This is a genomic window from Kutzneria sp. NPDC052558 (assembly GCF_044547355.1).
Lineage (GTDB): Bacteria > Actinomycetota > Actinomycetes > Mycobacteriales > Pseudonocardiaceae > Kutzneria.
Map to the genome: position 1 here is coordinate 50490 of NZ_JBIUAG010000011.1, position 24407 is coordinate 74896.

At 71.6% G+C, this 24407-nt stretch carries 24 protein-coding genes; 12 read left to right on the forward strand and 12 right to left on the reverse strand.

The annotated features are described in order from the left end of the window. Nucleotides 1–13: 13 nt before the first annotated feature. On the reverse strand, nucleotides 14–271 hold the full coding sequence (locus ACIG5F_RS20695) for a hypothetical protein (protein WP_396519680.1): 258 nt from the start codon (nucleotides 269–271) through the stop codon (nucleotides 14–16). A gap of 130 nt (nucleotides 272–401) precedes the next feature. Here ACIG5F_RS20695 and ACIG5F_RS20700 point away from each other — a divergent pair, with 130 nt between their 5' ends. Continuing rightward, a complete protein-coding gene (locus tag ACIG5F_RS20700; protein WP_396519682.1) occupies nucleotides 402–761 on the forward strand; it encodes a nitroreductase/quinone reductase family protein in 360 nt (119 codons plus the stop codon). On the opposite strand, the gene ACIG5F_RS20705 is transcribed toward ACIG5F_RS20700, so the two are convergent. Further along, a complete protein-coding gene (locus ACIG5F_RS20705) occupies nucleotides 758–1294 on the reverse strand; it encodes a TetR/AcrR family transcriptional regulator (protein ID WP_396519684.1) in 537 nt (178 codons plus the stop codon). The two genes, ACIG5F_RS20700 and ACIG5F_RS20705, sit on opposite strands and share 4 nt — an antisense overlap. Before the next feature lie 74 nt (nucleotides 1295–1368). On the opposite strand from ACIG5F_RS20705, the gene ACIG5F_RS20710 reads away from it, so the two are divergent. From ACIG5F_RS20710 to ACIG5F_RS20720, 3 genes are read left to right on the forward strand one after another with little or no spacing between them, the layout of a single operon-like run. Further along, entirely contained in the window at nucleotides 1369–2205 is an 837-nt protein-coding gene (locus ACIG5F_RS20710; protein ID WP_396519686.1) for an SDR family NAD(P)-dependent oxidoreductase, read from the forward strand. Between the two features lie 25 nt (nucleotides 2206–2230). After that, nucleotides 2231–3469 (forward strand): MFS transporter, encoded by a 1239-nt coding sequence (locus ACIG5F_RS20715; RefSeq protein WP_396519688.1) that lies wholly within the window; start codon nucleotides 2231–2233, stop codon nucleotides 3467–3469. A 16-nt stretch (nucleotides 3470–3485) separates the two neighbouring features. Further along, the gene (locus ACIG5F_RS20720; protein ID WP_396519690.1) at nucleotides 3486–4283 is read left to right on the forward strand and encodes a hypothetical protein; all 798 of its coding nucleotides are present in this window, start codon (nucleotides 3486–3488) and stop codon (nucleotides 4281–4283) included. Here the strand turns inward: ACIG5F_RS20720 and ACIG5F_RS20725 are convergent. Further along, complete coding sequence (locus ACIG5F_RS20725) at nucleotides 4280–5293, reverse strand: hypothetical protein (RefSeq protein WP_396519692.1); 1014 nt, start codon at nucleotides 5291–5293, stop codon at nucleotides 4280–4282. The two genes, ACIG5F_RS20720 and ACIG5F_RS20725, sit on opposite strands and share 4 nt — an antisense overlap. Before the next feature lie 343 nt (nucleotides 5294–5636). On the opposite strand from ACIG5F_RS20725, the gene ACIG5F_RS20730 reads away from it, so the two are divergent. Further along, a complete protein-coding gene (locus tag ACIG5F_RS20730) occupies nucleotides 5637–8072 on the forward strand; it encodes a protease pro-enzyme activation domain-containing protein (protein WP_396519694.1) in 2436 nt (811 codons plus the stop codon). 77 nt (nucleotides 8073–8149) lie between these two features. On the opposite strand, the gene ACIG5F_RS20735 is transcribed toward ACIG5F_RS20730, so the two are convergent. Genes ACIG5F_RS20735 through ACIG5F_RS20745 form a run of 3 tightly spaced genes read right to left on the reverse strand, consistent with a single transcriptional unit; the run spans nucleotide 8150 to nucleotide 11253 of the window. Continuing rightward, complete coding sequence (locus ACIG5F_RS20735) at nucleotides 8150–8746, reverse strand: TetR/AcrR family transcriptional regulator (protein WP_396519696.1); 597 nt, start codon at nucleotides 8744–8746, stop codon at nucleotides 8150–8152. A 52-nt stretch (nucleotides 8747–8798) separates the two neighbouring features. Further along, complete coding sequence (locus tag ACIG5F_RS20740) at nucleotides 8799–10697, reverse strand: acyl-CoA dehydrogenase (RefSeq protein ID WP_396519698.1); 1899 nt, start codon at nucleotides 10695–10697, stop codon at nucleotides 8799–8801. A gap of 46 nt (nucleotides 10698–10743) precedes the next feature. Then, nucleotides 10744–11253 (reverse strand): AAA family ATPase, encoded by a 510-nt coding sequence (locus ACIG5F_RS20745; RefSeq protein WP_396519700.1) that lies wholly within the window; start codon nucleotides 11251–11253, stop codon nucleotides 10744–10746. A 78-nt stretch (nucleotides 11254–11331) separates the two neighbouring features. On the opposite strand from ACIG5F_RS20745, the gene ACIG5F_RS20750 reads away from it, so the two are divergent. Both ACIG5F_RS20750 and ACIG5F_RS20755 read left to right on the forward strand, forming a co-directional pair. Then, nucleotides 11332–11706 carry a DUF427 domain-containing protein gene (locus tag ACIG5F_RS20750; RefSeq protein WP_396519702.1) on the forward strand — a complete coding sequence of 125 codons (375 nt, stop codon included), beginning with the start codon at nucleotides 11332–11334 and terminating at the stop codon, nucleotides 11704–11706. Nucleotides 11707–11744: 38 nt separating this feature from the next. After that, nucleotides 11745–12629 carry a TIGR03854 family LLM class F420-dependent oxidoreductase gene (locus tag ACIG5F_RS20755; RefSeq protein WP_396520160.1) on the forward strand — a complete coding sequence of 295 codons (885 nt, stop codon included), beginning with the start codon at nucleotides 11745–11747 and terminating at the stop codon, nucleotides 12627–12629. Here ACIG5F_RS20755 and ACIG5F_RS20760 read toward each other — a convergent pair. Continuing rightward, nucleotides 12626–13753 (reverse strand): CaiB/BaiF CoA transferase family protein, encoded by a 1128-nt coding sequence (locus tag ACIG5F_RS20760; protein ID WP_396519704.1) that lies wholly within the window; start codon nucleotides 13751–13753, stop codon nucleotides 12626–12628. The genes ACIG5F_RS20755 and ACIG5F_RS20760 overlap by 4 nt on opposite strands. 32 nt (nucleotides 13754–13785) lie before the next feature. On the opposite strand from ACIG5F_RS20760, the gene ACIG5F_RS20765 reads away from it, so the two are divergent. From ACIG5F_RS20765 to ACIG5F_RS20775, 3 genes are all read left to right on the forward strand, one after another. Further along, entirely contained in the window at nucleotides 13786–14919 is a 1134-nt protein-coding gene (locus ACIG5F_RS20765) for an FAD-dependent oxidoreductase (protein WP_396519706.1), read from the forward strand. 91 nt (nucleotides 14920–15010) lie between these two features. Beyond that, a complete protein-coding gene (locus tag ACIG5F_RS20770; RefSeq protein WP_396519708.1) occupies nucleotides 15011–17416 on the forward strand; it encodes an ATP-binding protein in 2406 nt (801 codons plus the stop codon). Between the two features lie 53 nt (nucleotides 17417–17469). Further along, on the forward strand, nucleotides 17470–17907 hold the full coding sequence (locus ACIG5F_RS20775; protein ID WP_396519710.1) for a hypothetical protein: 438 nt from the start codon (nucleotides 17470–17472) through the stop codon (nucleotides 17905–17907). Here the strand turns inward: ACIG5F_RS20775 and ACIG5F_RS20780 are convergent. The 4 genes from ACIG5F_RS20780 to ACIG5F_RS20795 form a co-directional block, all read right to left on the reverse strand. After that, nucleotides 17869–18240 carry a YccF domain-containing protein gene (locus ACIG5F_RS20780; protein ID WP_396519712.1) on the reverse strand — a complete coding sequence of 124 codons (372 nt, stop codon included), beginning with the start codon at nucleotides 18238–18240 and terminating at the stop codon, nucleotides 17869–17871. The genes ACIG5F_RS20775 and ACIG5F_RS20780 overlap by 39 nt on opposite strands. Before the next feature lie 87 nt (nucleotides 18241–18327). After that, nucleotides 18328–19098 (reverse strand): hypothetical protein, encoded by a 771-nt coding sequence (locus tag ACIG5F_RS20785; protein WP_396519714.1) that lies wholly within the window; start codon nucleotides 19096–19098, stop codon nucleotides 18328–18330. Further along, nucleotides 19098–19646, reverse strand: coding sequence for a hypothetical protein (locus ACIG5F_RS20790; protein ID WP_396519716.1), 549 nt, complete (start codon nucleotides 19644–19646; stop codon nucleotides 19098–19100). The genes ACIG5F_RS20785 and ACIG5F_RS20790 overlap by 1 nt, the downstream gene beginning before the upstream one ends. Before the next feature lie 127 nt (nucleotides 19647–19773). After that, entirely contained in the window at nucleotides 19774–20148 is a 375-nt protein-coding gene (locus tag ACIG5F_RS20795; RefSeq protein ID WP_396519718.1) for a PH domain-containing protein, read from the reverse strand. A 157-nt stretch (nucleotides 20149–20305) separates the two neighbouring features. Between ACIG5F_RS20795 and ACIG5F_RS20800 the strand changes: the two genes are divergently transcribed. Next, the gene (locus tag ACIG5F_RS20800) at nucleotides 20306–21295 is read left to right on the forward strand and encodes a CobW family GTP-binding protein (RefSeq protein ID WP_396519719.1); all 990 of its coding nucleotides are present in this window, start codon (nucleotides 20306–20308) and stop codon (nucleotides 21293–21295) included. Nucleotides 21296–21350: 55 nt separating this feature from the next. Continuing rightward, nucleotides 21351–23870 carry a PEP/pyruvate-binding domain-containing protein gene (locus tag ACIG5F_RS20805; RefSeq protein ID WP_396519721.1) on the forward strand — a complete coding sequence of 840 codons (2520 nt, stop codon included), beginning with the start codon at nucleotides 21351–21353 and terminating at the stop codon, nucleotides 23868–23870. Here ACIG5F_RS20805 and mug read toward each other — a convergent pair. Next, entirely contained in the window at nucleotides 23859–24404 is a 546-nt protein-coding gene (mug, locus tag ACIG5F_RS20810) for a G/U mismatch-specific DNA glycosylase (RefSeq protein WP_396519722.1), read from the reverse strand. The genes ACIG5F_RS20805 and mug overlap by 12 nt on opposite strands. Nucleotides 24405–24407: the final 3 nt, after the last annotated feature.

Consider the following 24407-nt stretch of genomic DNA (forward strand, 5'->3'; position numbering starts at 1 on the left):
GGGTTTCCGGCCGCTAGGCCCGATAGCGCCGGTAGCCGACCCACGCGATGTTGACCAGAGCCGCCGCCGACAGCACCGCCAGCAACACGCCCGCCCACGCCATGCCCAGCTGGAAGCAGAGGAACGTCGATGCCGCGCACAGCGCCAGCCCCACCACCGCCAGCCACAGCCGTGTCGTCCGCGTCGGAACCACCCCGCCCATGCCGGCCGTCGGATCGTGGAAGGCCCACGGCCGTCCGCCCCGGGGGTGCCCCATGCTGCCCGCAGTCATGCCTCTCCTGTTCGACGCCGTCCCGGGGACAATTCAAACAGACGCCGCCGGCAACACCCAGCCTCCGGTGGGCCCCATCTCCGACGGAAGGCAAGAGATGTCCCCCTATCGGGAAGCAAAGCACCGTGTCGTGACGGCCTTCCAGCGCCGGATCGGCAATCCGATCCTGCTGCGGATGCCGGGCCGCGTGGTGCTGGAGACGACCGGCCGGCGCTCCGGCCTGCCGCGACGGACGCCGATCGGCGGCCGCCTGGTCGGCCGGGTGTTCTGGCTGGTCTCCGAGTACGGGGAGAAGTCCCAGTACGTGCGCAACATCCGTGCGGACGCCCGGGTCCGCGTCCGGATCCGGGGCCGCTGGCATGCCGGCGTCGCGCACCCGATGCCGGAGGACGACGCGAAGGCGCGCCTGCGCACGCTGCCCACGGTCAACAGCGCCGGGGTGCGCCTGCTCGGCACCGATCTGCTGACGGTGCGGATCGAGCTGACCTAAGGCCGGAGGTAGGCCAGCAGGTCGTCGACGAGGTCCTCGGGGTCGGCGTTGCCCTTGCCGCCGGCGGAGAGATGGCCGGCGGCGGCGAGGTCGGCGGCGCCGTGGGCGAGGGCGCGCAGCAGCGAGGCCAGCCGGACGGGGTCGCCGGCGGGCAGCAGGTCGGCCTGCTGGGCGGCGAGCACGGTGTCGACGAACCGGGCCTGGGCGGCGGTGGCGGCGTGGTGCAGCTCGGGGGAGTCGACGGTCCACGGCCCGAAGATCAGGCGGAACAGCGCGGGCGAGTCGAGGGCCCAGCGGATGTAGCCGCGCAGGGTGTCGGCCAGGCTCTCGGCGGCCCGGTCGGCGCGGCGTTCGAGCTCACGGGCGGCCAGCGCCGCGAGCAGGGCTTCCTTACTGGGGAAGTGTTTGTAGGGCGCGTTGTGCGAAACCCCGGCCTGCCGCCCGACTTCCCGCAGGGTGACCGCCTCCACCCCGCCGCCGGCCAGCAGCCGCGCCGCGGCGTCGAGCAGCGCCTCGCGGGTCCCGGTCACCATCGCCGCATCCTAGCCGTGGTTGACGCTGTCAACCGGAAGGCTTAGGTTGACAGCGTCAACCTAAGGGGGCGGACATGCGGGCGGTGGTGACCGGGGCGACGTCGGGCATCGGCGAGGCGATCGCGACCAGGCTGGCCGAACGGGCCACGGTGGTGTTGGTGGGGCGGGACAACGCCCGCCTCGACGCGGCGGCCCGGCGGATCGAGCGGGCGGCGCCGGGAGCGGACCTGGTGCTGGAGAAGGCGGATCTGGCGCTGGTGAAGGAGGTCCGCGCGCTGGCCGAGCGCCTGCCGCGGGCGGACGTCGTGATCAGCAACGCGGCGGTGATCACGGATCTGCACGACCACACGGCCGAGGGCCGGCAGACGTTGTTGGCGACCAACCATCTGGCGCCGTACCTGCTGCTGCGACTGCTGGCCGAGGCGGCCGACCGGCCGGCGCGGTTCGTGATCGTCGGGGCGGACCCGGTGGCGCTGGCCGGGGCGCCGGTGGACCTGGACGATCTGGAAGCGCACAACCTCTGGCTGCCGGACCCGGATCTCCTGCCGTTCGCGGCGTACGGCCGGACCAAGAACATGAACGCGATGGTCGGCTACGAGCTGGCCCGGCGGTTCCCAGGCATCACGGTCAACGCGGCGCATCCGGGCATCATCGGGGGCACCGGCCTCGGCCGGCATGCCAAGGGCGCGTTGCGGGAACTGGGGGAGCGGCTGGGCCGGACGGCGCCGGGGCCGGAAGTCGGGGCGGACACGCCGGTCTGGCTGGCGACATCGTCCGAAGTGGACGGACGGACCGGCGGCTTCTACGTGGACCGCGTGCTCACGCCGACGGCCGAGCACACCACCGACCGGGCCCGGTGCGCGCGACTGTGGCGGGAAAGTGCCCAACTGGTGGGAATTTCCGGGGAGTGAGCGCTGTCGGGTAGTGTGACGGCACGTGCGTGCCGGCCGCTGGAACCGTGACTTCTCCCTGTTCTTCGTGGCCCGGGCGGCGGCCCGCCTCGGCGACATGATGTTGCCGGTGGCGCTGGCCGCCGGGCTCATCGAGTACGGCTACGGGGTCGGCGCGGTCGGGGTGGCGATGGCCGCCAACAGCGCCTGCTTCGCCGGATTTGTCATCTTCGGCGGCGTGATCGCCGACCGGTTCGACACCCGCACGGTGATGGTGTGCGCGGACCTGACCCGGGTGGTCACCCAGTCCGCGGTGGCGGTCATGTTCTTCACCGGCCACGTCGTGCTCTGGCAGGTCTGCGTGATCGGTGCGGTCAACGGCCTGTGCGCGGCGCTGTTCCAGCCGGGCATCGCCAGCACGATCCCGCGCATCGCCACGGATGTGCAGGGCGCCAACGGGTTGATCCGCATCGCCGAGTCGGTGATGGGCGTGGCCGGCCCGGCCTTCGCCGGCGTGCTGATCGGCGTGACGTCGGTCGGCGGCGTGTTCGCGGCGCACGCGGCGACCTACCTGACGAGTGCCTTGTGCCTGCTGGGTTTGCGGCTGCGTCGGGGCCCGAGACCGGTGCGGCGCGCGCGGTTCCGGGCCGATCTGGTCGAGGGGTGGCGGGAATTCCGGTCCCGGGGCTGGGTGTGGGGCGTGATCCTGGTCTGGATGGCGCTGATGATCACCACCTTCGGCCCGCTCACCCCGCTGGCCGCCACCGAGATCATCACCAATCACGGCGACGCGGCGTACGGCCTGGTCAACTCGATCGGCGGGGTGGGCATGGCCGTGGGCGGCGTGATCGCGCTGCGCCTGCGCCCGCGCCATCCGCTGCGGGCCGGCGCGATCGCCATGCTGGCCTACGGCATCCAGCCGGTCACCGTCGCCCTGCACGCCCCGATCTGGCTCATCGCCGCCGGCTGCGCGGTCACCGGCGGCGTGCAGACGTTCTGGAGCGTCATGTGGGCCACGAGCATCCAGACCCAGATCCCCGGCGCGATCCTCAACCGCATCCACGCCTACGAGGTCGCCGGCTCGCTGGCGATGATGCCGGTCGGCCAGGCGCTGGCCGGCCCGGCCGCCGGGGTGATCGGCGCCGGCCCGGTGCTGGTGGTCGGCGCGATCACCGCCGTGGCCGGCATGGCGGCGCTGCTGCTCGCGCGCCCGGTCCGCGACCTCGGCCGGGCGGAAACAGCGCCGGCGACCGTGCTCAACCAGGTCGCGCCGACTCCGGGCTGATGAAAGGCTGACCGGCATGCGCACCGATCTGCTCTCCGTCCCCGGCGTCCCGGACCACGCCAACGAGGACTTCGCGGCGGTCTCGCCGCTGGGGGCGGCGGTCGTGCTGGACGGGGTGACCCCGCCGCCGGACGGGCAGACGGGATGCGTGCACACGGTGACGTGGTTCGTGCAGCGGCTGGGGCCGGCGTTGCTGGAACGGGCGGCGACGCGGCGTGACCAGTCGCTGGCCGACTGCCTGGCCGACGCGATCGCGCAGACGGCGGCCGCGCACGAGACGACGTGCGACCTGACCCATCGCCGCACGCCGCAGGCGACCGTGGTGGCGCTGCGCTGGGACGAGGACCGGGTCGAGTACCTGGTGCTGTCGGATTCGGTGCTGCTGCTGGATGTCGACGGCACGGTGACGCCGATTCTCGACGGTCGCCTGGACGAGGTGACGGGCCGGCCGGAGCTGCGCGCGATCCGCTACACGCCGAAGTACTTCGGCGCCATGGAAAGTCTCCGCAACGCCGAGGGCGGGTTCTACACGGCGGCGGCCGATCCGGAGGTGGCGAAGCGAGCGGTGGCCGGCCACCTGCCGCGGGCGCGGGTGCGAGCGGTGGCGGCGATGTCGGACGGCGCGTCGCGGTGGACCGAGGTCTTCGGCTTCGGCGACTGGACGGCCCTGTTCGAGCACATCGAGAAAGCCGGCGCGGAGCGGGTGATCGACGAGGTGCGGGCGGCCGAGACCGCCGACCCGGACCGGAAGGCCTTCCCCCGCGGCAAGTCCCGCGACGACGCCTCGATCGTGTTCCTCGATCTGTCCACTTAGGACAATGTGATGGCCGTTCGGGGGTACGGCGTCTGGCGGCTCTTGCCGAACAGGTCGACCCAGAACTCGTTGAACGGCACCACAAGACGCTGGTAGCGGAGCAGGATCTCGGCCGCCGCGGCCGGGAACGGCGTGTCGGCGGTGAAGTCGCGGATGAAGGCGTAGCGCTCCAGCGGGCCGCCGGGCACGTCGCCCAGGCCGCGGACCAGCGAGGTCACCAGATGGGCCAGCACGTAGACGCGGTCGTGGCCGGCGTTGTGGACGAGGAATTCCCGCTCCGGCGGCGACAGGTCGAACCGGGGCGTGGTGGCCAGCCCCAGGTCGCCGACATAGAGCCGCTCACCGTCGGTGAGGATGTTGCCGAAATGGGCGTCGAAATGAAACAGCTCGCGCTGTTCCAGAAATGCGAAGACGCCCAGCAGGTCCCGCTCCACCATCGCCACCGCGGCCATGTCGCCGGCGGCGATCCGGTCGTCCAGCCAGCCGTGCAGGGTGTGCGGGAAGTGCTCCATGAACAACACCACACCGGCCTCGGCGGCCAGCAGCGCCTCGACCCGCTCTCGTACGCCGGCGCCGTGGTGCATGTATTCGACGTACCGGTCGACGTCCCGGATCTCGTCCCACAATCGCGGCGGCGTGTCCACCACCCGCCAGTGATAGAGCAGCGGGAAGTTCTCGCACTCGCCGGCCAGCACCCAGTTGGTGGTCATCACGTGCGCGGCCACCTCGCGCCACGCGCCGAACCCCGGCGAGCGCACCCCGTACTGGGTCCAGGGCGGCAGGCCGAACAGGTTCGCGGTCGACCGCAGATTCTCCGGCCGCAGCTCCAGCGCGGTCAGCGGCACCTTCTTGACGAACACGGTCGTGCCGGCCACGGTCAGCGTCCCGGCGTTGCCGCCGGCGCCGGAGGAGCCCACCGGCGTGGCCGTGTCGACCAGGTCGGCCAGCTGGCGGTCGCTGAGCAACGCCAATGCCGTGGACACGTCCGCGAAACGCCCGGTTCTCGTCACCGGGCCACGCTAGCGGCGGGATGATCGGTTCGCGACCGGGTTTTGACAAGCCTCCTTTCGTCGGGCCGTCATTGTTGATGACTGTTGACGGCGGCCGTCCCAGGGAATGGGCGATTCATCGTTGTTTTGTCCGGTTTGTCGGCCATTTCGTTACCATATGTCTACCGTTGTAGGCGTGTACCTGATCACTCGGTCACGATACGGCCAACGGCGATGGGTGATTCCCGACCTTGGTAGGGAATCCATTCCCCGGCCGATCTTCTGCTGTTAGTGTTCCGGCAACCCCCTCGACGAGGGAATTAACCCCTGCCCATTTCATCTCCCTGTAGGGATGGAGCACATCGTGAAGCTGACCCGTCGCGCCTCGGTGGCGCTGCTGGTGGCCGCGCCGCTGGCGCTGGCGACCGGCGCCGGGTTCGCCGGCGCCGCGCCGTCGACCCCGCAGACCACCCAGCTGGCCAACAGCGCCGCCCCGGGACTCGAGTTCGCCACAAGAACCGGCTCGGTGGCCGCCGACAGCCAGATGACGGTCGCCGTGTCCCTGAACTATCGCGACGCCGCCGGCCTGGACGCCTTCCTGGCCCGGCTGAACAACCCGAGCTCGGCCGACTACCACCACTACCTGACGCCCGAGCAGTTCACCGCCCGGTTCGCGCCCACCCAGGCCCAGGTCGACCAGGTCAAGGCCTACCTGGAGGGCAAGGGGCTGACCGTCACCGACGTGGCGTCCAATCACATGCTGATCGACGCCAAGGGCCCGGCCAAGACGGTGCAGAGCGCGTTCGCCACCTCGGTGTCGAACTACCACGACAACAAGACCGACAAGAACTTCACCGCCAACGACACCGCCCCCTCGGTGGACGCCTCGGTGGCCGGCCTCATCGGCGGCATCTCCGGTCTGAACAACCACTACCAGATGCACAGCTACGCCAAGGCGCCGCAGGCCGGCACGCCCAAGGTCGGCAGCGGCCCCGGCGGCGGCTACACCGCGCAGGAGCTGCGCTCGGCCTACGGCGTGGACAAGCTGGTCGGCGCGGGCACCGACGGCACCGGCCAGAGCATCGCCATGCTGGAGTTCTCGCACTTCAGCCAGACCAACATCACCAAGTACGACCAGCAGTACGCCACCGGCTCGCCCACCCCGACCGTGGTCAAGGTCGACAGCGGCGACGACGACACCGCCGGCGACGGCGTCACCGAGGTCGAGCTGGACATCGAGGTCGCGCACGCGATCGCGCCCAAGGCCAACGTCGCGGTCTACGAGGCCCCGAACAGCGACCAGGGCGAGATCGACATGTGGAACAAGTTCGTCACCGACAAGGTGTCGGTGGTGTCCTCCAGTTGGGGCGCCTGCGAGCTCGACGACACCGCGTCCACCGAGACCGCCGTGGACAACGTGGCCAAGCAGGGCGCGGCCCAGGGCCAGACCTTCCTGTCCGCGGCCGGCGACTCCGGCGCCTACGACTGCTACCGGCACTCCGGCACGCAGTCGCCCAACGCCAACAACCTCGCGGTCGACTTCCCCGGCTCCGACCCGTACGTCACCAGCGTCGGCGGCACCAGCCTGACCGAGGGCAGCGGCGGCGCCTACTCCAGCGAGAGCGTGTGGAACGAAGGTTCCACCAAGTGGGCCGGCGGCGGCGGCGTCTCCAGCAAGTTCGCCCGCCCGTCCTGGCAGACCGGCCCGGGCGTGGGCACCGGCTCGCTGCGCCAGGTGCCGGACGTGTCGGCCAACGCGCAGAACTACTCCATCTACACCGTCGGCCAGTGGACCTATGTCGGCGGCACCAGCGCGGCCACCCCGTTCTGGGCGTCCGTGCTGACGCTGGCCAACCAGCAGGCCGTCGCGGCCGGCCACGCCAAGGTCGGCCAGGTCAACTCCACGCTGTACCAGCTGGGCTCGTCCAGCAACTACGGCACGCTGTTCCACGACATCACCAGCGGCGACAACCTGCACTACAGCGCCACCGCCAACTTCGACCAGGCCAGCGGCTGGGGCTCGCCCAAGGCCGACGCCCTGGTGCCGAACCTGTCCGGCGGCGCCACGCAGCCGGGCGCCCCGGCGGTCACCAACCCGGGCAACCAGTCCAACCTGGTCGGTGACACCGTCAGCATCACCGCGCACGCCACCGGCGGCACCACGCCGTACACCTGGAGCGCGTCGGGCCTGCCCGCCGGCCTGTCCATCGCCTCGGGCACCGGCGTGATCAGCGGCAAGCCCACCACCGCCGGCTCGTACACCGTGACCGTCACGGCCACCGACGCCGCCGGCAAGGCCGGCAGCGCCGGCTTCACCTGGACCGTCAGCACCACCGGCGGCTCCTGCTCCGGCCAGAAGCTGGGCAACCCCGGCTTCGAGACCGGCAGCGCCTCGCCGTGGACCGCCTCCTCCGGCGTGGTCAGCAACGCCTCCGCCGGCGAGGCCGCGCACTCCGGCAGCTACCTGGCCTGGCTGGACGGCTACGGCAGCACCCACAGCGACACCCTGTCCCAGTCGGTGGCCATCCCGGCCGGCTGCCACGCCACGCTGACCTTCTGGCTGCACATCGACACCGCCGAGACCACCACGTCGACGCAGTACGACAAGCTGACCGTGAAGGCCAACTCGACCACCCTGGGCGCCTTCTCCAACCTCGACAAGGCCAGCGGCTACGCGCAGAAGTCCTTCGACGTCTCCGCGCTCGCCGGCCAGACGGTGACGATCTCCTTCACCGGCGCCGAGGACTCGGGCCTGCAGACCTCGTTCGTCATCGACGACACCGCGGTCACCCTGAGCTGACCTGAGCCGTTCCGTCATGAAGGGCCCCTTGCTGACCAACGCCAGCAAGGGGCCCTTCATGACACCGCACCCGCCGCTCATTCCCGCTCGGAAGGGGGCTTTCCTTCACTCGGAGTGGAGGAAAGCCCCCTTCCAAGCGTCTCAGGCTTGACAAGGTGGGGTGGGTGGGTTAGGGCGGTGAGGGCCGTGGCGGTGGCGGAAGGGTCGACGGCGTCGAGGAGTTCGAGGCCAAGGAGGGCGGCGCAGAGGGCTTCGGCCAGGCCGTCGGTGGGGTGATCGGGCAGCAGGCGTCGCAGGGTGGCCCGCAGCGGGGTCAGCCACAGGTGCAGGGCGGCGGCGGTGGCCTCGGCCAGTTGGGGATTGCCCCGGGCGCCGGCCATCAGCTGGGCCAGCACCAGCAGGTTGCCCCGGGCCCGCTCGTCGGTGTGCAGGGTGAGCAGATCGGCGGGGCGGCGCATGGCGGCCAGGCGCTGCTCGAACTGGGGCAGCCGGTCGCGGGTGACGGCCAGGCAGGCGGCCTTGACCAGGTTCTGCACGCTGCCGAAGTGGTAGAAGACCAGCGCCTGGGTGACGCCGGCGGCGGCCGCGATGCTGCGGGCGGTGGTGCCGGCGATGCCGTGCTGACGGATCGTCTCGATCGTGCCGTCGATGAGACGCTGTCGCGTGTCTGGCATGGGATCACCGTAGGGGCAGCGCTCAGCGGCCGGAGCCGCCAAGCGTGTCCGGTCAGCGGTTGTCTGCCTGATCGTGCTGCCATTGGGCGCTTTGCCGCCCCGGTTCCTCGCGCAGGACGGCGGCGTCGAGGAAGCGCTCGGGAATGGCGAAGGCGTCGACCAGGGTGCGGGCGTGCGGGCGCAGCTCGGCGCAGAGAGCGTTCACGGCGCCGTTGACGGCCTTGCCGCGGCCGGTGGTCAGCCGGCCGTGCGCGAGGAACCAGCCCAGGTCCTCGTTGACGACATGCAGCGCGTACAGCGAGCACAGCCGGTCCAGCAGGGGATTGCCGCTGCGCTCGACGGCGTCGGCAAACGCTTGCAGGACAACGCGTTCGGTGTGCGCCCGGCCAGCCCGCAACACGTGGTCCTGGGCGCTGTTGAACACCTCGAACGGGTCGGCGTCGCCGGAGGCGGCCCGGCGCAGCCGGCGGGCCAGGCCGTCGAGCACGTGGGCCTCGCGGTCCTCGAACGCCCGCAGCTGCCAGGCCCGGTCGTGCAGGGCGTCGGCGTCGTCGCGGCCGATGTTGGGCAGCCGCTCGGTGACCATGCCGACGAACTGCTCGGCGACGAAGCGGGCGGTGGCCAGCGTGCCCAGATCCTCGAAGTGGCTGCGGTAGTTGGTCAGCAGCCCCTTCGCGACCAGTTGCAGCAGCACGGTGTTGTCGCCCTCGAACGTGGTGAACACGTCCGTGTCGGCCTTGAGCGTGGTGAGCAGGTTCTCGGCCAGGTAGCCGGCGCCGCCGCAGGCCTCGCGGCAGGTCTGGATGGCGGCGGTGGCGTGCCAGGTGGACAGTGCCTTGATGCCCGCCGCCCGGGATTCCAGCTCGCGTTGCCGACGGTCGTCGGGGTCGGCGGTGCTCTGGAGTTCGTGCAGGGTGGCGGTGAGCTCCTCCTGGGCGAAGTGCATGGCGTAGGTCGTGGCCAGAGCGGGCAGCAGTTTGCGTTGGTGCGACTGGTAATCCAGCAGCACGACCTCACGCGCGTCGTCGGGGCGGTTGAACTGGCGGCGGGTGTCGGCGTAGCGGACGGCGATGGTCAGCGCGCGTTTGGCCGCGCTGCCGGCGCTGCCGGCGACGCTGACCCGCCCGCGGATGAGCGTGCCCAGCATGGTGAAGAAGCGCCGGTTGTCGCTGTCGATCGGGCTGCGGTAGGTCCCGTCGGCGTCGACCTGGCCGTAGTGGTCGAGCAGGTTCTCCCGGGGCACCCGCACGTGGTCGAAGGACAGCCGCCCGTTGTCCACGCCGTTCAGGCCGCCCTTGCGGCCACAGTCCTCAATGGACACACCGGCCAGCGGATTGCCTTCGGTGTCACGGATCGGCACCAGGAAGGCGTGCACGCCCCGGCCGCGCCCGTCGGTGATCAGCTGGGCGAACACGACCGCGGCGCGGCCGTCGCGGGCGGCGTTGCCGATGTAGTCCTTGCGGGCCGACTGGTGCGGCGTGTGCAGGACGAACTCGCTGCCGTCATAGGTGGCCGTGGTCCGCAGGTGCTGCACGTCCGAGCCGTGACCGGTCTCGGTCATGGCAAAACAGCCCGGCAGCGTGAGATCCATGATGTCGGCCAGGTAGCGCTCATGGTGCCGGCGCGTGCCGAGTAGTTGCACGGCCCCGCCGAACAGGCCCCACTGCACGCCGGCCTTCACCATCAGCGACAGGTCACCGAAGCCGAGCGTCTCGAACGCGACCACGGAGCCGCCGATGTCGCCGCCGCCACCGTACTCGCGGTCGAAGCCCAGCCGTGGGCCGTCGGTCTTGGCCAGGGCGTGCAACTGGTCGAACACCAGCGCGCGGTGCTCAGCCGTGCTCAGGTCGCTGGCCTCGCGGTAGTCGACGCCGGCCAGCTGCTCACGGACCGTGCGGCGCAGGTCGGCCCATCGCCCGTCAAGGATCTCGGTGATCGCGCTCGGCTCCACGGGCCGAGCCTAGCCAGGACCGGTGATCGTCGCAGGACAGCCGGGATCACAGCCCGCCGAGGACGCGAGCGGCGGCTTCGGCCGGGGTCAACCGGGTGGTGTCGACCACGGTCCCGGATTCCCGCAGCCAGGGCAGCGCCTGCTCGTACCGCGCCACGTGGTCCAGCCGCCACTGCTTGGCCCCGGCCTCCTCCTGATCGCCCTCGATCCGCCGCAGCAACTCCTCCCGATCCACGTGCAGCACGATGTGGTGCGTCTTCACCCCTTCGGCGTCGAGGCCGTCGAAGATCTCGCGGGCGTACGACTCGGTCAGCACGGTCTGGGGAATGACCAGGGTCCCGCCCACGTGGTCGAGGATCTCGACCGCGCTGCGCACCACCAGGGCCCGCCACGGCGGGTTGTCCTGGAAGTTCTCCACCGGCTCGGTGAGCACGTGCCCCAGCATGAAGCCGACGTGCTCGGTGTCGAAGATCCGGGCCTGCGGCAGTTCCCGCACCAGCAGCCGGGCGGTGGTGGTCTTGCCGGCCCCGAACGTGCCGTTCAGCCAGACGATCATGTGTCAGGGTAGCGCGGAACAATCGGCGGGGAGCGTGGCGTTGCACGTCGTAGCCGACCTTTCGAGGAGTTGACGCAGGTGAGCAAGCCGGTGAAGATCCCGAACGAGCAGCACCCGATCACCGTGACGGCCAGCGGCCGGCACGTGGTGGCGACGGTCGGCGGGCAGGTCATCGCCGACACGAAGGACGCGCTGACGCTCCAGGAGAGCACCTACCCGGCGGTGCAGTACATCCCCCGCAAGGACGTGGACTTCGGCCTGCTGGAGCGGTCCGACCACACGACTTACTGCCCGTACAAGGGCGACGCCGCCTACTACAGCATCCGCGCCGGCGAGACCTCGGCCGACAACGCGGTGTGGACCTATGAGGCCCCGTACGACGCGGTGGCGCAGATCAAGGAGTACGTGGCGTTCTACCCGAATGTGGTGGACGTGCAGGTCAAGGAGGACTGACTTCGCGCGGGATCCTCTGGTAAGACCGAGGTATGGGCGTGCTGAAGGTGCGGTTGGGCGTCGGACTCGGGCCGGGCACGGGCGTGGCCGGGTTCTCGGACCTGGTCGACGAGCTGGAGGCGGCCGGGGTCGACTCGCTGTGGCTGTCGGAGATCGTCTACGGCCGGCAGGTCGAGCCGATGATCGGCATGGCACATGCGCTGGCCCGCACGCGCAAACTCAAGGTCGGCACCGGGGTCGCGGTGCTGCCCGGGCGGAATCCGGTGCTGGTGGCCAAGCAGTTGGCCACCCTGGCCGGTCTCGCGCCGAAGCGGGTGCTGCCGGTGTTCGGGCTGCGCCCGGCGCGGCGCGACGAGTGGAACCTGTTCCCGGTGCCGGAGGGCCGCCGCGCCGCCGTCTTCGACGAGTCGCTGCTGGTGCTGCGCAGGCTGCTCACCGAGGACGACGTCCACGTCGACGGCGAGTTCTTCCAGCTCGACGGCGTCACCCTGCCCGACCGCCCGGCCCAGCCGCTGGACATCTGGGTCGGCGGCAGCGCCCCGGGGGCGCTGCGCAGGGCCGGGCGGCTGGCCGACGGCTGGCTGGGCAGCTTCGTGCCCCCCGAGCAGGCCAAACTCGCCGTCGAGGCGATCAAGGCGGCCGCCGCCGAAGCCGGTCGCGAAGTGGAGGAGGACCACTACGGCCTGGCGCTGGCCGTGGCCCCCGACGGAGTGCCGCCGGAGCTGGTGCGGGCCGCCGCCGACCGCGCCCCGGGCGTCGATCTCGACGATCTGGTGCCGACCAGCTGGGACGACGCCCGCCGGCTGCTGGACCGCTACCTCGACGCCGGCCTGACCAAGTTCGTGCTCCGCGCGGCCGGACCGGTGCCGTGGCGGCAGTTCCTGGACGACTTCCTCTCGCTGGCCCAGGCCCTGCACAACTAGAAACCCAGCCAGCGCAACACTTCCTCGGTGTGCTGGCCCAACGCCGGCACCGCGCCCATCTCGGCTTCCCGGCCACGGAAGGTGGCCGGCGGCAGCAGGGCCCGGATGTCGCCGCCGGGCGTGGAAACCGTGCGCCAGCGGTCACGCTCGCGAAGCTGGGGGTGCGCGGCGAACTCGGCGACCGTGCGCTGCTGGGCGAAGGCCACGCGGGCGGATTCCAAGCGCGCCACCAGTTCCGGCCCGGTCAGGCCGCCGAGCACGGAGTCGATGACGGCGTCCAGCTCGGCCCGGTGGGCCAGGCGGGCGGAGTTGGAGTCGAACCGGGCGTCGGCGGCGACATGGGGCATGAGCAACACGGTGGCGCAGAACGACTGCCACTCCCGCTTGTTCTGGATGCCGAGCTGGATCACGGTGCCGTCGCCGGCCCGATAGGCGCCGTACGGGGCGATGGTCGCGTGGTGGACGCCGCTGCGCGCCGGGGCCGAGCCGCCGTAAGTGGTGTAGTAGAAGGGAAATCCCATCCACTCGCCGAGCGCCTCCAGCATCGAGACCTCGACCGCGCCGCCCCGGCCGGTGCGCTCGCGTTCGTACAGGGCGGTGAGAATGCCGCTGTAGGCGTACATTCCGGCCGCGATGTCGGCGGCGGCGATGCCGGCCTTGGCCGGCTGGTCAGGGGATCCGGTGATCGACACCAGCCCGGCCTCGCTCTGGATGAGCAGGTCGTAGGCCTTGCGGTCACGGTAGGAGCCGTCCGGGCCGTACCCCGAGATGTCGCAGGTGATCAGCCGCGGATGGGTCTCGGCCAGCGAACCGAGGCCGAGCCGGGACACCGCCCCCGGCGCGAGGTTCTGCACGAACACGTCGGCCCGGTCGATGAGCGCCCGCAGCACCGTCGTGTCCCGCTTGACGTCCAGCTCGACGCTTTCCTTGCCCCGGTTGAGCCACACGAAGTGGCTGGACTGCCCGAGCACGGTCCGGTCGTAGCCCCGGGCGAAGTCCCCGGCCCCCGGCCGCTCGATCTTGATCACCCGGGCCCCGAGGTCGGCCAGCTGGCGGGTGGCGAACGGCCCGGCCACCGCCTGCTCCAGGGCGACGACGAGGACTCCTTGCAGCGGTCCTGGCATCACGACCTCCTTCTCGCGGCAATAATGAACCCGTGACGCGAATTCTGATCATCGGCGGGGGCATCGCGGGCACGTCGGCGGCGCTGGCCGCGCACAAGGCCGGCCTCGATGTGACGGTGTGCGAGGCCCATCCGGACAGCGGCGCCGACATCGGAGCGTTCCTCACCCTGGCCAGCAACGGAATGCTGGCCCTGGCCCAGCTCGACGCCGCCGAGGCGGTGGCCAGGGTCGGCTTCCCGCTGACCGCCATGCGCGTCACCGCCGACACCGGCGATGTGCTGGCCGTCACACCGATTGGCGAGCAGGACGACCCGCTCAAGCACTACCGCTGCATCGGCCGCGCCGAGCTCGGGGCCGCCCTGCGGGCCGAGGCGCAGCGGCGCGGCATCGAGATCGTGCACGGCAAGCGGCTGGCCACGGTCGACGACGGCACGGTGACCTTCGCCGACGGCAGCACCGCCACCGGTGACCTGATCGTCGGCGCGGACGGCCTGAACTCCACGGTCCGCACGCTGATCGCCCCGAACAGCCCCCGCTACGCCGGCCAGCGCGTCTTCTACGGCTACACCAGCGACGCCAAGCCCGACCACGAGCCGGCCCGGATCGAGATGGTCCGCGGCAGCAGCGCGGCCATGGGCTACGCCGTGTCCCCGGCCGGCGAGGTGAACTGGTTCTGCCGCGTGGCCGAGCCGGAGCTGTCGGCCGCCGAGATCGCCGCCGGCTCGCCCGCCCGGTGGCGCGAGGCCCTGCTGCCCTTGGTGCGCCCGGACGCCACGCCTGCGGCGGACATCATCGCCGCAACCGCCGACCGGCTGATGGTCACCAATGCCTGCGACCTGCCCGAGGGCATGCCCTGGCGGGCCGGCCGGATGCTGCTGGTCGGCGACGCCGCGCACGCCGCATCCCCGGCCACCGGCCAGGGCGCGTCGATGGCCATCGAGGACGCCGTCATCCTGGGCAAGGCCCTGCGCGACCTGGGCGTGACGACCGAGGCCCTCGACGCCTACGAGCGGCTGCGCCGTCCCCGCGTTGAGCAGAACATCGCCACCAGCGCCAAGTTCACCGCCGCCCGTACCGCCGGCCGGACGCCGCCGCAGGCCCGGCCCGTGCCCTCCGCGGACGCCGAGTTCATGGGCCGGTTGGACTGGGCCCAGCCGATCGCCTAGGTATCTGGCGGACGGACGGGCAGCTCCTGTGGCCCGCGGGGGTCGAGAACTACGCTGATCGGCCTGCTCACGGGGTAGGGTCGGACACGGGGTGCGGGAGAGGACGCAGTTGCGCTGCGAGACGTGTGGTGTGGAGCTGCCGCCGCGCGGTGACGGGCCGGGGCGGCCCGCACGGTTCTGCTCGCGTGCCTGCCGGCAGCGGGCCTACCGCCTGCGCAGCGGCGAGCAGCAGCCGGAGCCGGCCCAGCGGCAGCAGCCGACGGCCGCGCGCCTGCCGGCCAGCCGGGACGCGTTCATTGGGCGGGCCCAGGAGCTGACCGACATCGGCGTGCTGCTGCGCCGCGCCCGCCTGGTGAGCCTGGTCGGCACCGGCGGTGCCGGCAAGACGAGGCTGGCAGGCGAGTACGCGGCCCGGGCGGCGGCGACGTACCCGGACGGCGTGTGGATGGTCGAGCTGGCCCCGCTGACCAGTGATCACCTGCTGGCCCAGACGGTCGCGTCCGCGCTGGGGGTGCGCGAGCAGAGCGACGAGGACACCGTGGCGACGGTCATCGGCGCGTTGCAGGACAAGCGAGCGCTGCTCGTCATCGACAACTGCGAGCACCTGGTGGACGCGAGCGCCGCGCTGGCCGACGCCCTGCTGACCGGCTGCCCGCAGCTGCGGGTGCTGGTCACCAGCCGGGAATCCCTTGAGCTGCCGGGGGAAGCGGTGCTGCGGGTCGGCCACCTCACGCTGCCGGACGACAGCGCCGCGCCGCGTTCCGACGCCGTGCAGCTGTTCGTCGAGCGGGCCAAGCTGCTGCGACCGGACTTCGAGCTCACCGAGGCCAATCGCCCGGTCGTGGCGGAGATCTGCGTGCGGCTGGACGGCATGCCGCTGGCAATCGAGCTGGCCGCGCGCTGGGTCCGGGTGCTGTCGGTGGAGGACATCCTGGCCCGCCTGGACGATCGGTTCGAGCTGCTGTCGCGGGGCCCGCGCACGGCGGCCACCCGGCACCGTGACCTGCGGGCGACGATCGAGTGGAGCTACGAGCTGCTCGACGACACGGAACGGGCGGCGCTGCGCCGGCTTTCCGTGCTGTCCGGGGACTTCAGCCTCGACTCGGCCAGTGCCGTCTGCGGCGCGAGCCCGCAGCGGACCCTGCGGCTGCTGGCCGACCTGGACGCCAAGTCGCTGGTCGTGGCCGTGCCCGGGGTGGTGCAGCGGTTCCGGCAGCTGGAGTCGATCCGCCTGTACGCACGGGAGAAACTGGCCGAGGCCGGCGAGGTCGACGAGACCACGCGGCGGCTGGTGGGCTGGCTGACCTCGCTGGCCGAGTCGCACTACGTGGGCCAGATGCTCTACACCGTGCACGATTCCCCGCGGATCGACGACGAGCGGGACAACTTGCTGCGGGCGGTGGAATGGGCCACTCCCCGGCGGGACGAGCGCCTGGCGGTGCTGGCCGCCGCGCTCGGCTGGACCTGGCGGCGCGAGGGGCACACGGTCCAGATCCGCAAGCTGCTGGAAGCGGCGCTGACCATCACCGCCGCCGACAATCCTTACCGCGGTCTCGCTTTGCTGGAGCTGGCCTGGTTCAACCTCGGCTCGGGCGAATTCGAACGGGCCCGCGAGCTCGCGACCGAGGCCATGGCGCTGGAGGAGACGCGCGACCGGCCGGTGGTGCAGAGCCGTGGCCTGACTCTGCTCAGCATGATCTACCAGGCCGTCGGCGACGCGGAGGGCAGCACCCGCTGCGCCGAGCGCTGCGTGGAGCTGCTGCGCCCGCTGGGCCGGCCCCTGGACACCGCGGTCAGCCTGCACAATCTCGGCTACGCCGCGCTGGCCGGCGGCGACCTGGCCCGGGCGGCCGAGCTGCTGGAGGAGAGCCTGCCGGTCTACCTGGAGCTCGCGGATCCGGTGAAGCAGATGGAAACCCTGCACTCGGCCGGCGCGATCGCCTTGGAGCGCGGGGACATCGAGCAGGCCGACGAGTACTTCTGGCGCAGCCTCGAAGCCTGCCCGGAGGCCGCCGAGCCGTCCACGTACGCGGTGGAGGGGCTGGCGATCGTCGCCGCGCACACCGGCGAGCCCGAGCGGGCCCTGCTGCTGGGCACGGCCGTGGCCACGCACCTGCGGAAGTGGCGGATCCGCCGGGAACCGTTCTGGGAACGGCATGTCGACACCGCGATGGCCATCGCCCGGGCGGCGCTGAGCGCGCGGGCGGCGCGGGCGGCGACCGAGGCCGGCGAGCGGATGACGCTGGTGCAGGCGATCGCGTACTCGCTGCGGGAGCCGGTGGCCGAGGACGACTCGCCGCTGTCGCGGCGGGAGCTGGGCGTGGCCATGCTGACCGCGGAGGGGCTGACCAACCGGGAGATCGCGGTCCGGCTGTCGATCTCCGAGCGGACCGTGGAGACGCATCTGCTGCACATCCGCACCAAGCTGGACCTGCGCACCCGCGCCCAGGTGGCGGCGTGGGCGGTCGAGCAGGGCCGGGTTTCGTCACGCCGCTGAGGGCTGTGGGTTTCCCCGATGCCCCGGGCCGCCGAGTGGTTGAGTCTTGAACCATGGCGAGGGGTGAGAAGGTCGTCCGGGCGTTGTACCAGCAGCACGGGGGTGCGCTGCTGGCGTACGCGATGCGGCTGACCGGCGGTCGGCGGGCCTGGGCCGAGAACGTGGTCACGCAGACCCTGGTCCGGGCCGCCCAGGCCCGTGACCTGGGCAAAGGGGTGCAGACCCGGTTGTGGCTGTTCCGGACCGTGCAGGACGTGGTGGGTCAGGACACCGACAGCGTGGTGCCGGCCGAGCGGCGGCGGCAGCTGGCCGTGGCCGACGCGCTGTTCGCGCTGCCGCCCCGGCACCGTGACGTTTTGGTCGCGTCCGGGGCCGGGGCGGCCGCACCGAAGGCCGCCTTCGCCGCGCTGCACGCGTTCAAGGACGAACTCGCGGCCCGCGGCGTGACGAAATCAGGCCTCGACGATCTCCTTGCCGAGCGGCAGCAGTGACACCGGGATCAGCTTGAAGTTGGCCACCCCGAGCGGGATACCGATGATCGTGACGCATTGCAGGAAGCCGGTGAACAGATGCCCGAGTGCCAGCCACCAGCCGGCCACCACCAGCCACACCAGGTTGCCCAGCACCGAGCCGGCGCCGGCCGTGGGCTTGTCGACCAGGGTCCGGCCGAACGGCCACAGCGCGTAGTTCGCCATCCGGAACGAGGCGATGCCGAACGGGATCGTGATGATCAGCACGCAGCAGATCACGCCGGCGAAGGCGTAACCCAGCGCCATCCAGAAGCCGGACAGCACCAGCCAGATCAGGTTCAGCAGGGTCTTCATGCCTCCATCCTGCCTGCCCGCCGCCGCCGGTGGCGGCCTTCCCGCCGAGGTCCAGGGTCATTTCAGGGTCGGCATCAGGGTCGCGGCTCAGTGGGCGAGCAACTGGTCCACGAACGCCCGGTACCCACGCAGAGCCAGTCGCAGATCCTCGGTCTCGGCGTCCGACCCCTCCCGCCACTGGCCCTCCAGCACCCGTTTGCGCTGGCTGAAGGCTGAGGCGACCTCCCGCATCAGCTCCGCCACCAGCACGTCCGCGTCCTGCACCGCCCGCTTCGGGTCGTCCACGAACCCGGTCTGCACCTCGCGCCACCGCTCCCGGAACCGGGCCGCGTCGGCCTGGTCGAACAGCAGGTCGGCGGTGCTGGCCCCGGCCTCCCGCGGCGAGGCTCCGGTCGTGCGCTGCCCGGTCTCGCCGGAGGTGGCCTCGGTGTGGCGCGATCCGGTCTCGCCCGGCCTGACCTGGCCGGCTGCCTTGGTGTCCGCCGGCCGTGCGGTCTCGTCGACCTCGACCGGGCCCGATGTGTCGGCGCCAGGGACGGTGCGGCCCCGGTCGCTCAGGTCGGTCCTGGTCCGGTCGGCGTCGACCCGCTCGGACTCGACCCGGTCGGCGTCGCTGCGGTCCGAGTCGACCGGATCCGCGTCGAGCCGGCCCGAGGTCCGGTCCGTGTCGGCGCTGCCTGAGTCGGTGCTGCCTGAGTCGGTGCGGCCCGTGTCGGTCGCAGTGGCGTTGGGCCGGCCCTTGTCGCTGCGGCCCGCGTTGATCGGGGTCGGCCGGGGGCGTTCGTCGACCCGCGCGATGTCGTCGGTGGCGATGTCCTCGGTCGTGGTGTTGGGGGCGGCTTCCCGGTGCTGGCGCATCACTTGCTCCGTTCCGTGGTCGCGTGGTCCAGCAGGTCCTCGACCAGCGCCCGGTAGTGGCGCATGGCGTTGCGGAGGTCCTCGGTGGACGGCGGGTCGTCGTCGCCGCGGCTGGAGATGGCGTGCGCGATGCGGTAGTTGTCCAGCGCCTTCCCGTGCTCCACGGACAGGTCGGCGATCTGCTGCTCGGTGCCCTCGACGGGGTAGCCGCGCTCCCGCATGATCTGGCCGATCAGCTGGTCGGCCCGCCGCACCGCGCCGTGCGGCGAGTCCACGAACTGCTCCTGCGCCCACGCCCAGTCACGTAGGTAGCCCTCGCGGCTCTCGGCGGTCAGCGGGCGCAGCTCGAAGCGGTCGTGCCGGCGCTGGCGGTCCTCCAGCTCCTGCTCGGCGGCGCGGCGATCGCCCTTGTCCCGCACCAGGTGGTCGTACTCGGGGCCGAACCTGGCCCGCAGTTGTCTGCGCCGCAGGTAGGGGCGCGCCGCCACGGCGGCCGCCAGCAGCAGCACGACAACCACGACCAGCACGATGATCGCGGTGGTCGACATGGATCCTCCTTCGTTCATGGGACCCACGTCGACTTCCCGGTTCTGCCCGGGCGAAACGCCGTGACGGCGCAGTGCGGCCGCCGGGACCAGCGCGCGCTGGGCCGGCCGGCGGCTTACCGACAGGTACTCACAGCATGCAGGACGCGATCAGCTGGCTGATGCCGCGCACGTCGCTGCGGCCGCGGAACTCGAAGCGCACCCGGCCCAGGCCGCTGAACCACAGGTCCAGCTCGGCGTCCATGTCGAAGTGGCCGGCCGTCTCCACCGAGAAGGCCTGGATCTTGTTGTACGGCAGCGTGGTGAAGTCCTTCTTCTTGCCGGTCATGCCCTGCACGTTCACCGCGATCACCCGCTTGTTGGTGAACACCACGAAGTCCCGCACCGTCTTGAACGCGGCCCGCAGCTCCTCGCCGGGAATGATCAGCGGCCCGACGGTGTCGGCGACCTCCCGCGGATCGATCGGCGCGAGCTTGAGCAGAGCCGCCTTCTCGAAGTCAATCATGCGCCGACTGTAACCACGGCGGCGGTTATCATGGGCGGAAATCGGGACGAACGGGAAGGACCCCGGCGGCCGCGGACCCGGAGGGTGCGGACCCGGCGGGGGAGCCGGACGGGTTCCCGGCGAAGACGGTTCGATGGGCGGAGGGGAAGGAAGACCGGTGGCAGTGCGGGAAGGGGCCCGGATCGACACCGTCCCGGTGGTCGTGCTGGCCGGATTTCTCGGCGCGGGCAAGACAACGCTGCTCAACCACCTGCTGCGGACCAGCGGCGGCACCCGAATCGGGGTGGTGGTCAACGACTTCGGCGCGGTGAACATCGACGCGATGGCGGTGGCGGGCCAGGTCGACGCGATGGTCTCGCTGTCCAACGGCTGTGTGTGCTGCGTGACCGACGAGGGCGGCCTTGACGACGTGCTGGGCACGCTGACCGGCGCGCAGGTGGACGTGATCGTGGTGGAGGCCAGCGGCATCGCCGAGCCGCAGGCGGTGGTGCAGCAGGTGCTGGCCAGCGCCGATCCCCAGGTCGAGTACGGCGGCCTGGTCGAGGTGGTGGACGCGGTCGAGTTCGCCGACACCCGGGCCCGCCATCCGGAGCTGGACAAGCACCTCGACATCGCCGATCTGGTGGTGCTGAACAAGGTCGACCGGGTGGACGCGGCCGCGCTGGCCGAGGTGCTCGCGGTGGTGACGGAGCTGGCCGAGGGCGGCGCGATCGTGACCACCGAGCACGGGCGGCTGGATCCGGCGCTGCTGTTCGACCTGCGGGAGCGGCCCAGGCCGGCGCAGCTGTCCTTCGACGACCTCGAGGACCACTCGCACCACGTGCACGCCCACTACCAGAGCGTGGTCTTCACCAGCGACGAGCCGATGCATCCCGAGCGGCTGGTGGATTTCCTCACCAGCCGTCCCGACGGCGTGTTCCGGATCAAGGGGAACGTCCACTTCGGACGGTCGCAGCGCTACGAGCTCCAGGTGGTCGGCGGCTACCTGCGCTTCCGGGTTGCCCGATGGGGTGAAGACGAGCCGCGGCGGACCAACCTGGTGTTGATCGGCGTGGACATGAGCGGGCTGGAGGAAGCGCTGGTCAGCTGCGTCGGGGAGGGGGATGACCGGGCCATGTTCGCGGTCCACCGGCACACGGAGTCCTAGAACCGTTATTCAACGGCTGTTGAGCTAATGCTCGCCGAGGCTTAACCTCGGCGACATGTCGACGCTGACCCTGGACTTCACCCACATCGACGGGACCATGCTGGCCGCCGTCGGCGGCAAGGCGGCCAACCTGGGAGAGCTGACCGGGGCCGGCCTGCCGGTGCCGCCGGGATTCTGTGTCACCACCGAGGCCTACCGGCGGGTTGCGGCCGGCGTGCCGCTCGACCAGGTGCGGGAAGTGTTGCAGGGCGTGGAGATCCCGGCCGACATCGCCGACGAGATCCGCGCCGGCTACCGGGCGCTCGGCCCGGACGCCCCGGTCGCGGTGCGGTCCTCGGCGACGGCCGAGGACCTGCCCTTCGCCAGCTTCGCCGGCCAGCAGGACACCTACCTCAACATCGTCGGCGAGGACGCGGTGCTGGACGCCGTGCGCCGGTGCTGGGCCTCGCTGTGGACCGACCGGGCCGTGGCTTACCGCGACAGCAACGACATTGACCACGCCGCCGTCGAGCTTGCGGTGGTCGTGCAGCTGATGGTGGACGCCGAGGTGGCCGGCGTGCTGTTCACCGCCAACCCGGTGACCGGCCGCCGGCACGAAGCGGTGATCGACGCCAACGCCGGGCTGGGGGAGACGGTGGTCTCCGGCTCGGTCAACCCGGATCACTTCGTGGTCGACACCGCGACCGGCCGGATCGTGCAACAACGCTTGGGGGACAAGAAGATCGCCGTCCGCTCGGTGGTCGGCGGCGGCACCAGGGAGGTCGCCGTCGACTCGACCGAGCCGTGCCTGACGCCTCGGCAGCTCCGCGAGCTGGCGGCGTTGGGGGACCAGGTCGAGCGGCACTACGGCAGCCCGCAGGACACCGAGTGGGCGATCGACGGCGACGGCCGGCTGTGGCTGACCCAGGCCCGGCCGATCACCACCCTGTATCCGGTGCCGGACAGTCCGTCCAACGACGGCCGCGGCCGCCGGGCCTACCTGTGCGTCACGGTCGCGCAGGGCCTGTATCGGCCGATCACGCCGATGGGGCTCGCCGCTTTCCGGCTCATCGCCAGCGGTGGGCGGCGCATGTTCGGGCTGCCGGTGACCGACGCCCTGGCTGGGCCGGGGTTCCTGTCCGACGCGGGCCAGCGCCTGTACGCCGACGCGACGCCGGCACTGCGCAGCCGCCTGGGCCGGTTTGTCGTCCCGCGCGTCTTCGACGTGATGGAGGCGCGCACGGCCGTCGCGATGCGGTCCCTGTTCGACGACCCCGACCTGACGGTGCGGCCCGGCTCGGTCAAGGCGGCCCTACGCATCGCGAAGGTGGCGCTGCGCATGGGATTCCCGCTCCGCCTGGCCGAGGCGCTGCTGCGGCCGGACGCCGCGGAACGACGTCTGGACGGGCTGGGCCGGCACCTGCTGGCGGCGGCGACCCCGACCGGGCCGCTGGATTCCAGGGCCCGGTTGGAACTGGTCATCCAGGCGCTGCCGGTGATTCCGACCATCCTGCCCAGGGCGCTGCCGGTGCCGCTGGCCGGTTTTGTCACGCTGGCCCTGGCCCGCCGGCTGGTGGGCAGCGGCGAGGGATTGCAGACCGTCCTTCGTGGACTCCCGCACAACATCACCACCGAGATGGACCTGGAGCTGTGGCGGGTCGCCGCCCGGCTCAAGGCCGACGGAATCGGCCCGGCCGATCTCTCCGTCGACGACATTCCGCCGGCGCTGCAAGGATTCCTGGACCGCTGGGGCCACCGCGCCGTCGCCGAGATCGACCTTGGCCTGCCCCGCTGGTCCGACGACCCCAGCCACATCCTGGGCGTGGTGGCCAACTACCTCCGCCTTGACGACCCCGAGGCCGCGCCGGACGCCCAGTTCGCCCGGGGCCGCGACGAGGCCGAGGCGATGATCCAGTCGTTGGCGCACAAGGCCGGCGGCCTGCGCGGGCGGGTCGTGCGCTGGGCCCTTGGTCGGACCCGCCGCCTGGCCGGGCTGCGGGAGAAGCCCAAGTACTTCCTCGTGCAGACCCTGGCCGAGCTGCGGCGCCAGCTCCAGCACGTCGGCGCGGAGCTGGCGGCGGCGCACCGGATCGACACCGCCGATGACGTGTTCTTCCTGACGTTGAAGGAATGCCGGAAAGCCTTGTCGGGCCAGGACTTCCGCGAGGTCGTCGCCGAGCGGCACGAGTCCTACGACCGGGAGTTGCGCCGCCGCAAGGTGCCCCAGATGCTGCTGTCCGACGGCACCGACCCCGAGGCCGTCGCCGCGCCGCCGGCCGACGGCGCGATGGTCGGCACCGCCGCCTCCACCGGCCGCGTCACCGGCATCGCCCGCGTGGTGCTCGATCCCGTCGGCGCGCACCTCGAACCGGGGGAGATTCTTGTTGCCCCGTCGACGGATCCGGGCTGGACGCCGCTGTTCCTCACCGCCGGCGGGCTGGTGATGGAGATGGGCGGGGCCAACTCGCACGGCGCGGTCGTGGCCCGGGAGTACGGGATTCCGGCGGTGGTCGGGGTTCCCGACGCCACGCACCGGATCGCCACCGGCGACGAGATCACCGTCGACGGCGCGGCCGGGACCGTGTCAGCAGGCTGATGCCTCCCGCAGCCTGCCGAACTCCTCGGCCAGCTGCGGCAACTGGTAGTGGGCGTTGAGGCCGCTGGGATTGGGCAGCACCCACAGCCGGGTCTCGCCGATGGTCTCCGGCTGCAAGCCGACCACGGCCTTGGGAGAGGCGAAAGCCGTGCGGTACGCGCCCATTCCCACCACGGCGAGGAACTTCGGCCGCCACTGGGCGACTTCCAGGACCAGTCGCCTGCCGCCGGCGACGAACTCCGGCGGCGTGAGCTCGTCGGCCCGGGCGGTGGCGCGGGCGACCACGTTGGTGATGCCCAAACCCAGGTCCAGCAACAACTTCTGCTCGGACGGGTCGAACAGCCGTGGCGTGAAGCCGGAAAGGTGCAGCGCCGGCCAGAACCGGTTGCCCGGGCGGGCGAAGTGGAAGCCGGTGGCCGCCGACCACAGCCCCGGATTGATCCCGCAGAACAGCACGCGCAGATCCGGTGCGATCAGGTCGTCGATGACGATGCCGTGGGCGGCGGCCAGTTCGGCCTTGGTGGGGCGCTGCACTCC

Excerpts from the sequence above, each read along its gene's own strand:
- ACIG5F_RS20695 (WP_396519680.1), bottom strand. The coding sequence starts at position 271 with ATGACTGCGGGCAGCATGGGGCACCCCCGGGGCGGACGGCCGTGGGCC.
- ACIG5F_RS20705 (WP_396519684.1), bottom strand. The coding sequence starts at position 1,294 with ATGGTGACCGGGACCCGCGAGGCGCTGCTCGACGCCGCGGCGCGGCTG.
- ACIG5F_RS20710 (WP_396519686.1), top strand. The coding sequence starts at position 1,369 with ATGCGGGCGGTGGTGACCGGGGCGACGTCGGGCATCGGCGAGGCGATC.
- ACIG5F_RS20720 (WP_396519690.1), top strand. The coding sequence starts at position 3,486 with ATGCGCACCGATCTGCTCTCCGTCCCCGGCGTCCCGGACCACGCCAAC.
- ACIG5F_RS20735 (WP_396519696.1), bottom strand. The coding sequence starts at position 8,746 with ATGCCAGACACGCGACAGCGTCTCATCGACGGCACGATCGAGACGATC.
- ACIG5F_RS20745 (WP_396519700.1), bottom strand. The coding sequence starts at position 11,253 with ATGATCGTCTGGCTGAACGGCACGTTCGGGGCCGGCAAGACCACCACC.
- ACIG5F_RS20760 (WP_396519704.1), bottom strand. The coding sequence starts at position 13,753 with ATGCCAGGACCGCTGCAAGGAGTCCTCGTCGTCGCCCTGGAGCAGGCG.
- ACIG5F_RS20775 (WP_396519710.1), top strand. The coding sequence starts at position 17,470 with ATGGCGAGGGGTGAGAAGGTCGTCCGGGCGTTGTACCAGCAGCACGGG.
- ACIG5F_RS20780 (WP_396519712.1), bottom strand. The coding sequence starts at position 18,240 with ATGAAGACCCTGCTGAACCTGATCTGGCTGGTGCTGTCCGGCTTCTGG.
- ACIG5F_RS20785 (WP_396519714.1), bottom strand. The coding sequence starts at position 19,098 with ATGCGCCAGCACCGGGAAGCCGCCCCCAACACCACGACCGAGGACATC.
- ACIG5F_RS20790 (WP_396519716.1), bottom strand. The coding sequence starts at position 19,646 with ATGTCGACCACCGCGATCATCGTGCTGGTCGTGGTTGTCGTGCTGCTG.
- ACIG5F_RS20795 (WP_396519718.1), bottom strand. The coding sequence starts at position 20,148 with ATGATTGACTTCGAGAAGGCGGCTCTGCTCAAGCTCGCGCCGATCGAT.
- ACIG5F_RS20805 (WP_396519721.1), top strand. The coding sequence starts at position 21,351 with ATGTCGACGCTGACCCTGGACTTCACCCACATCGACGGGACCATGCTG.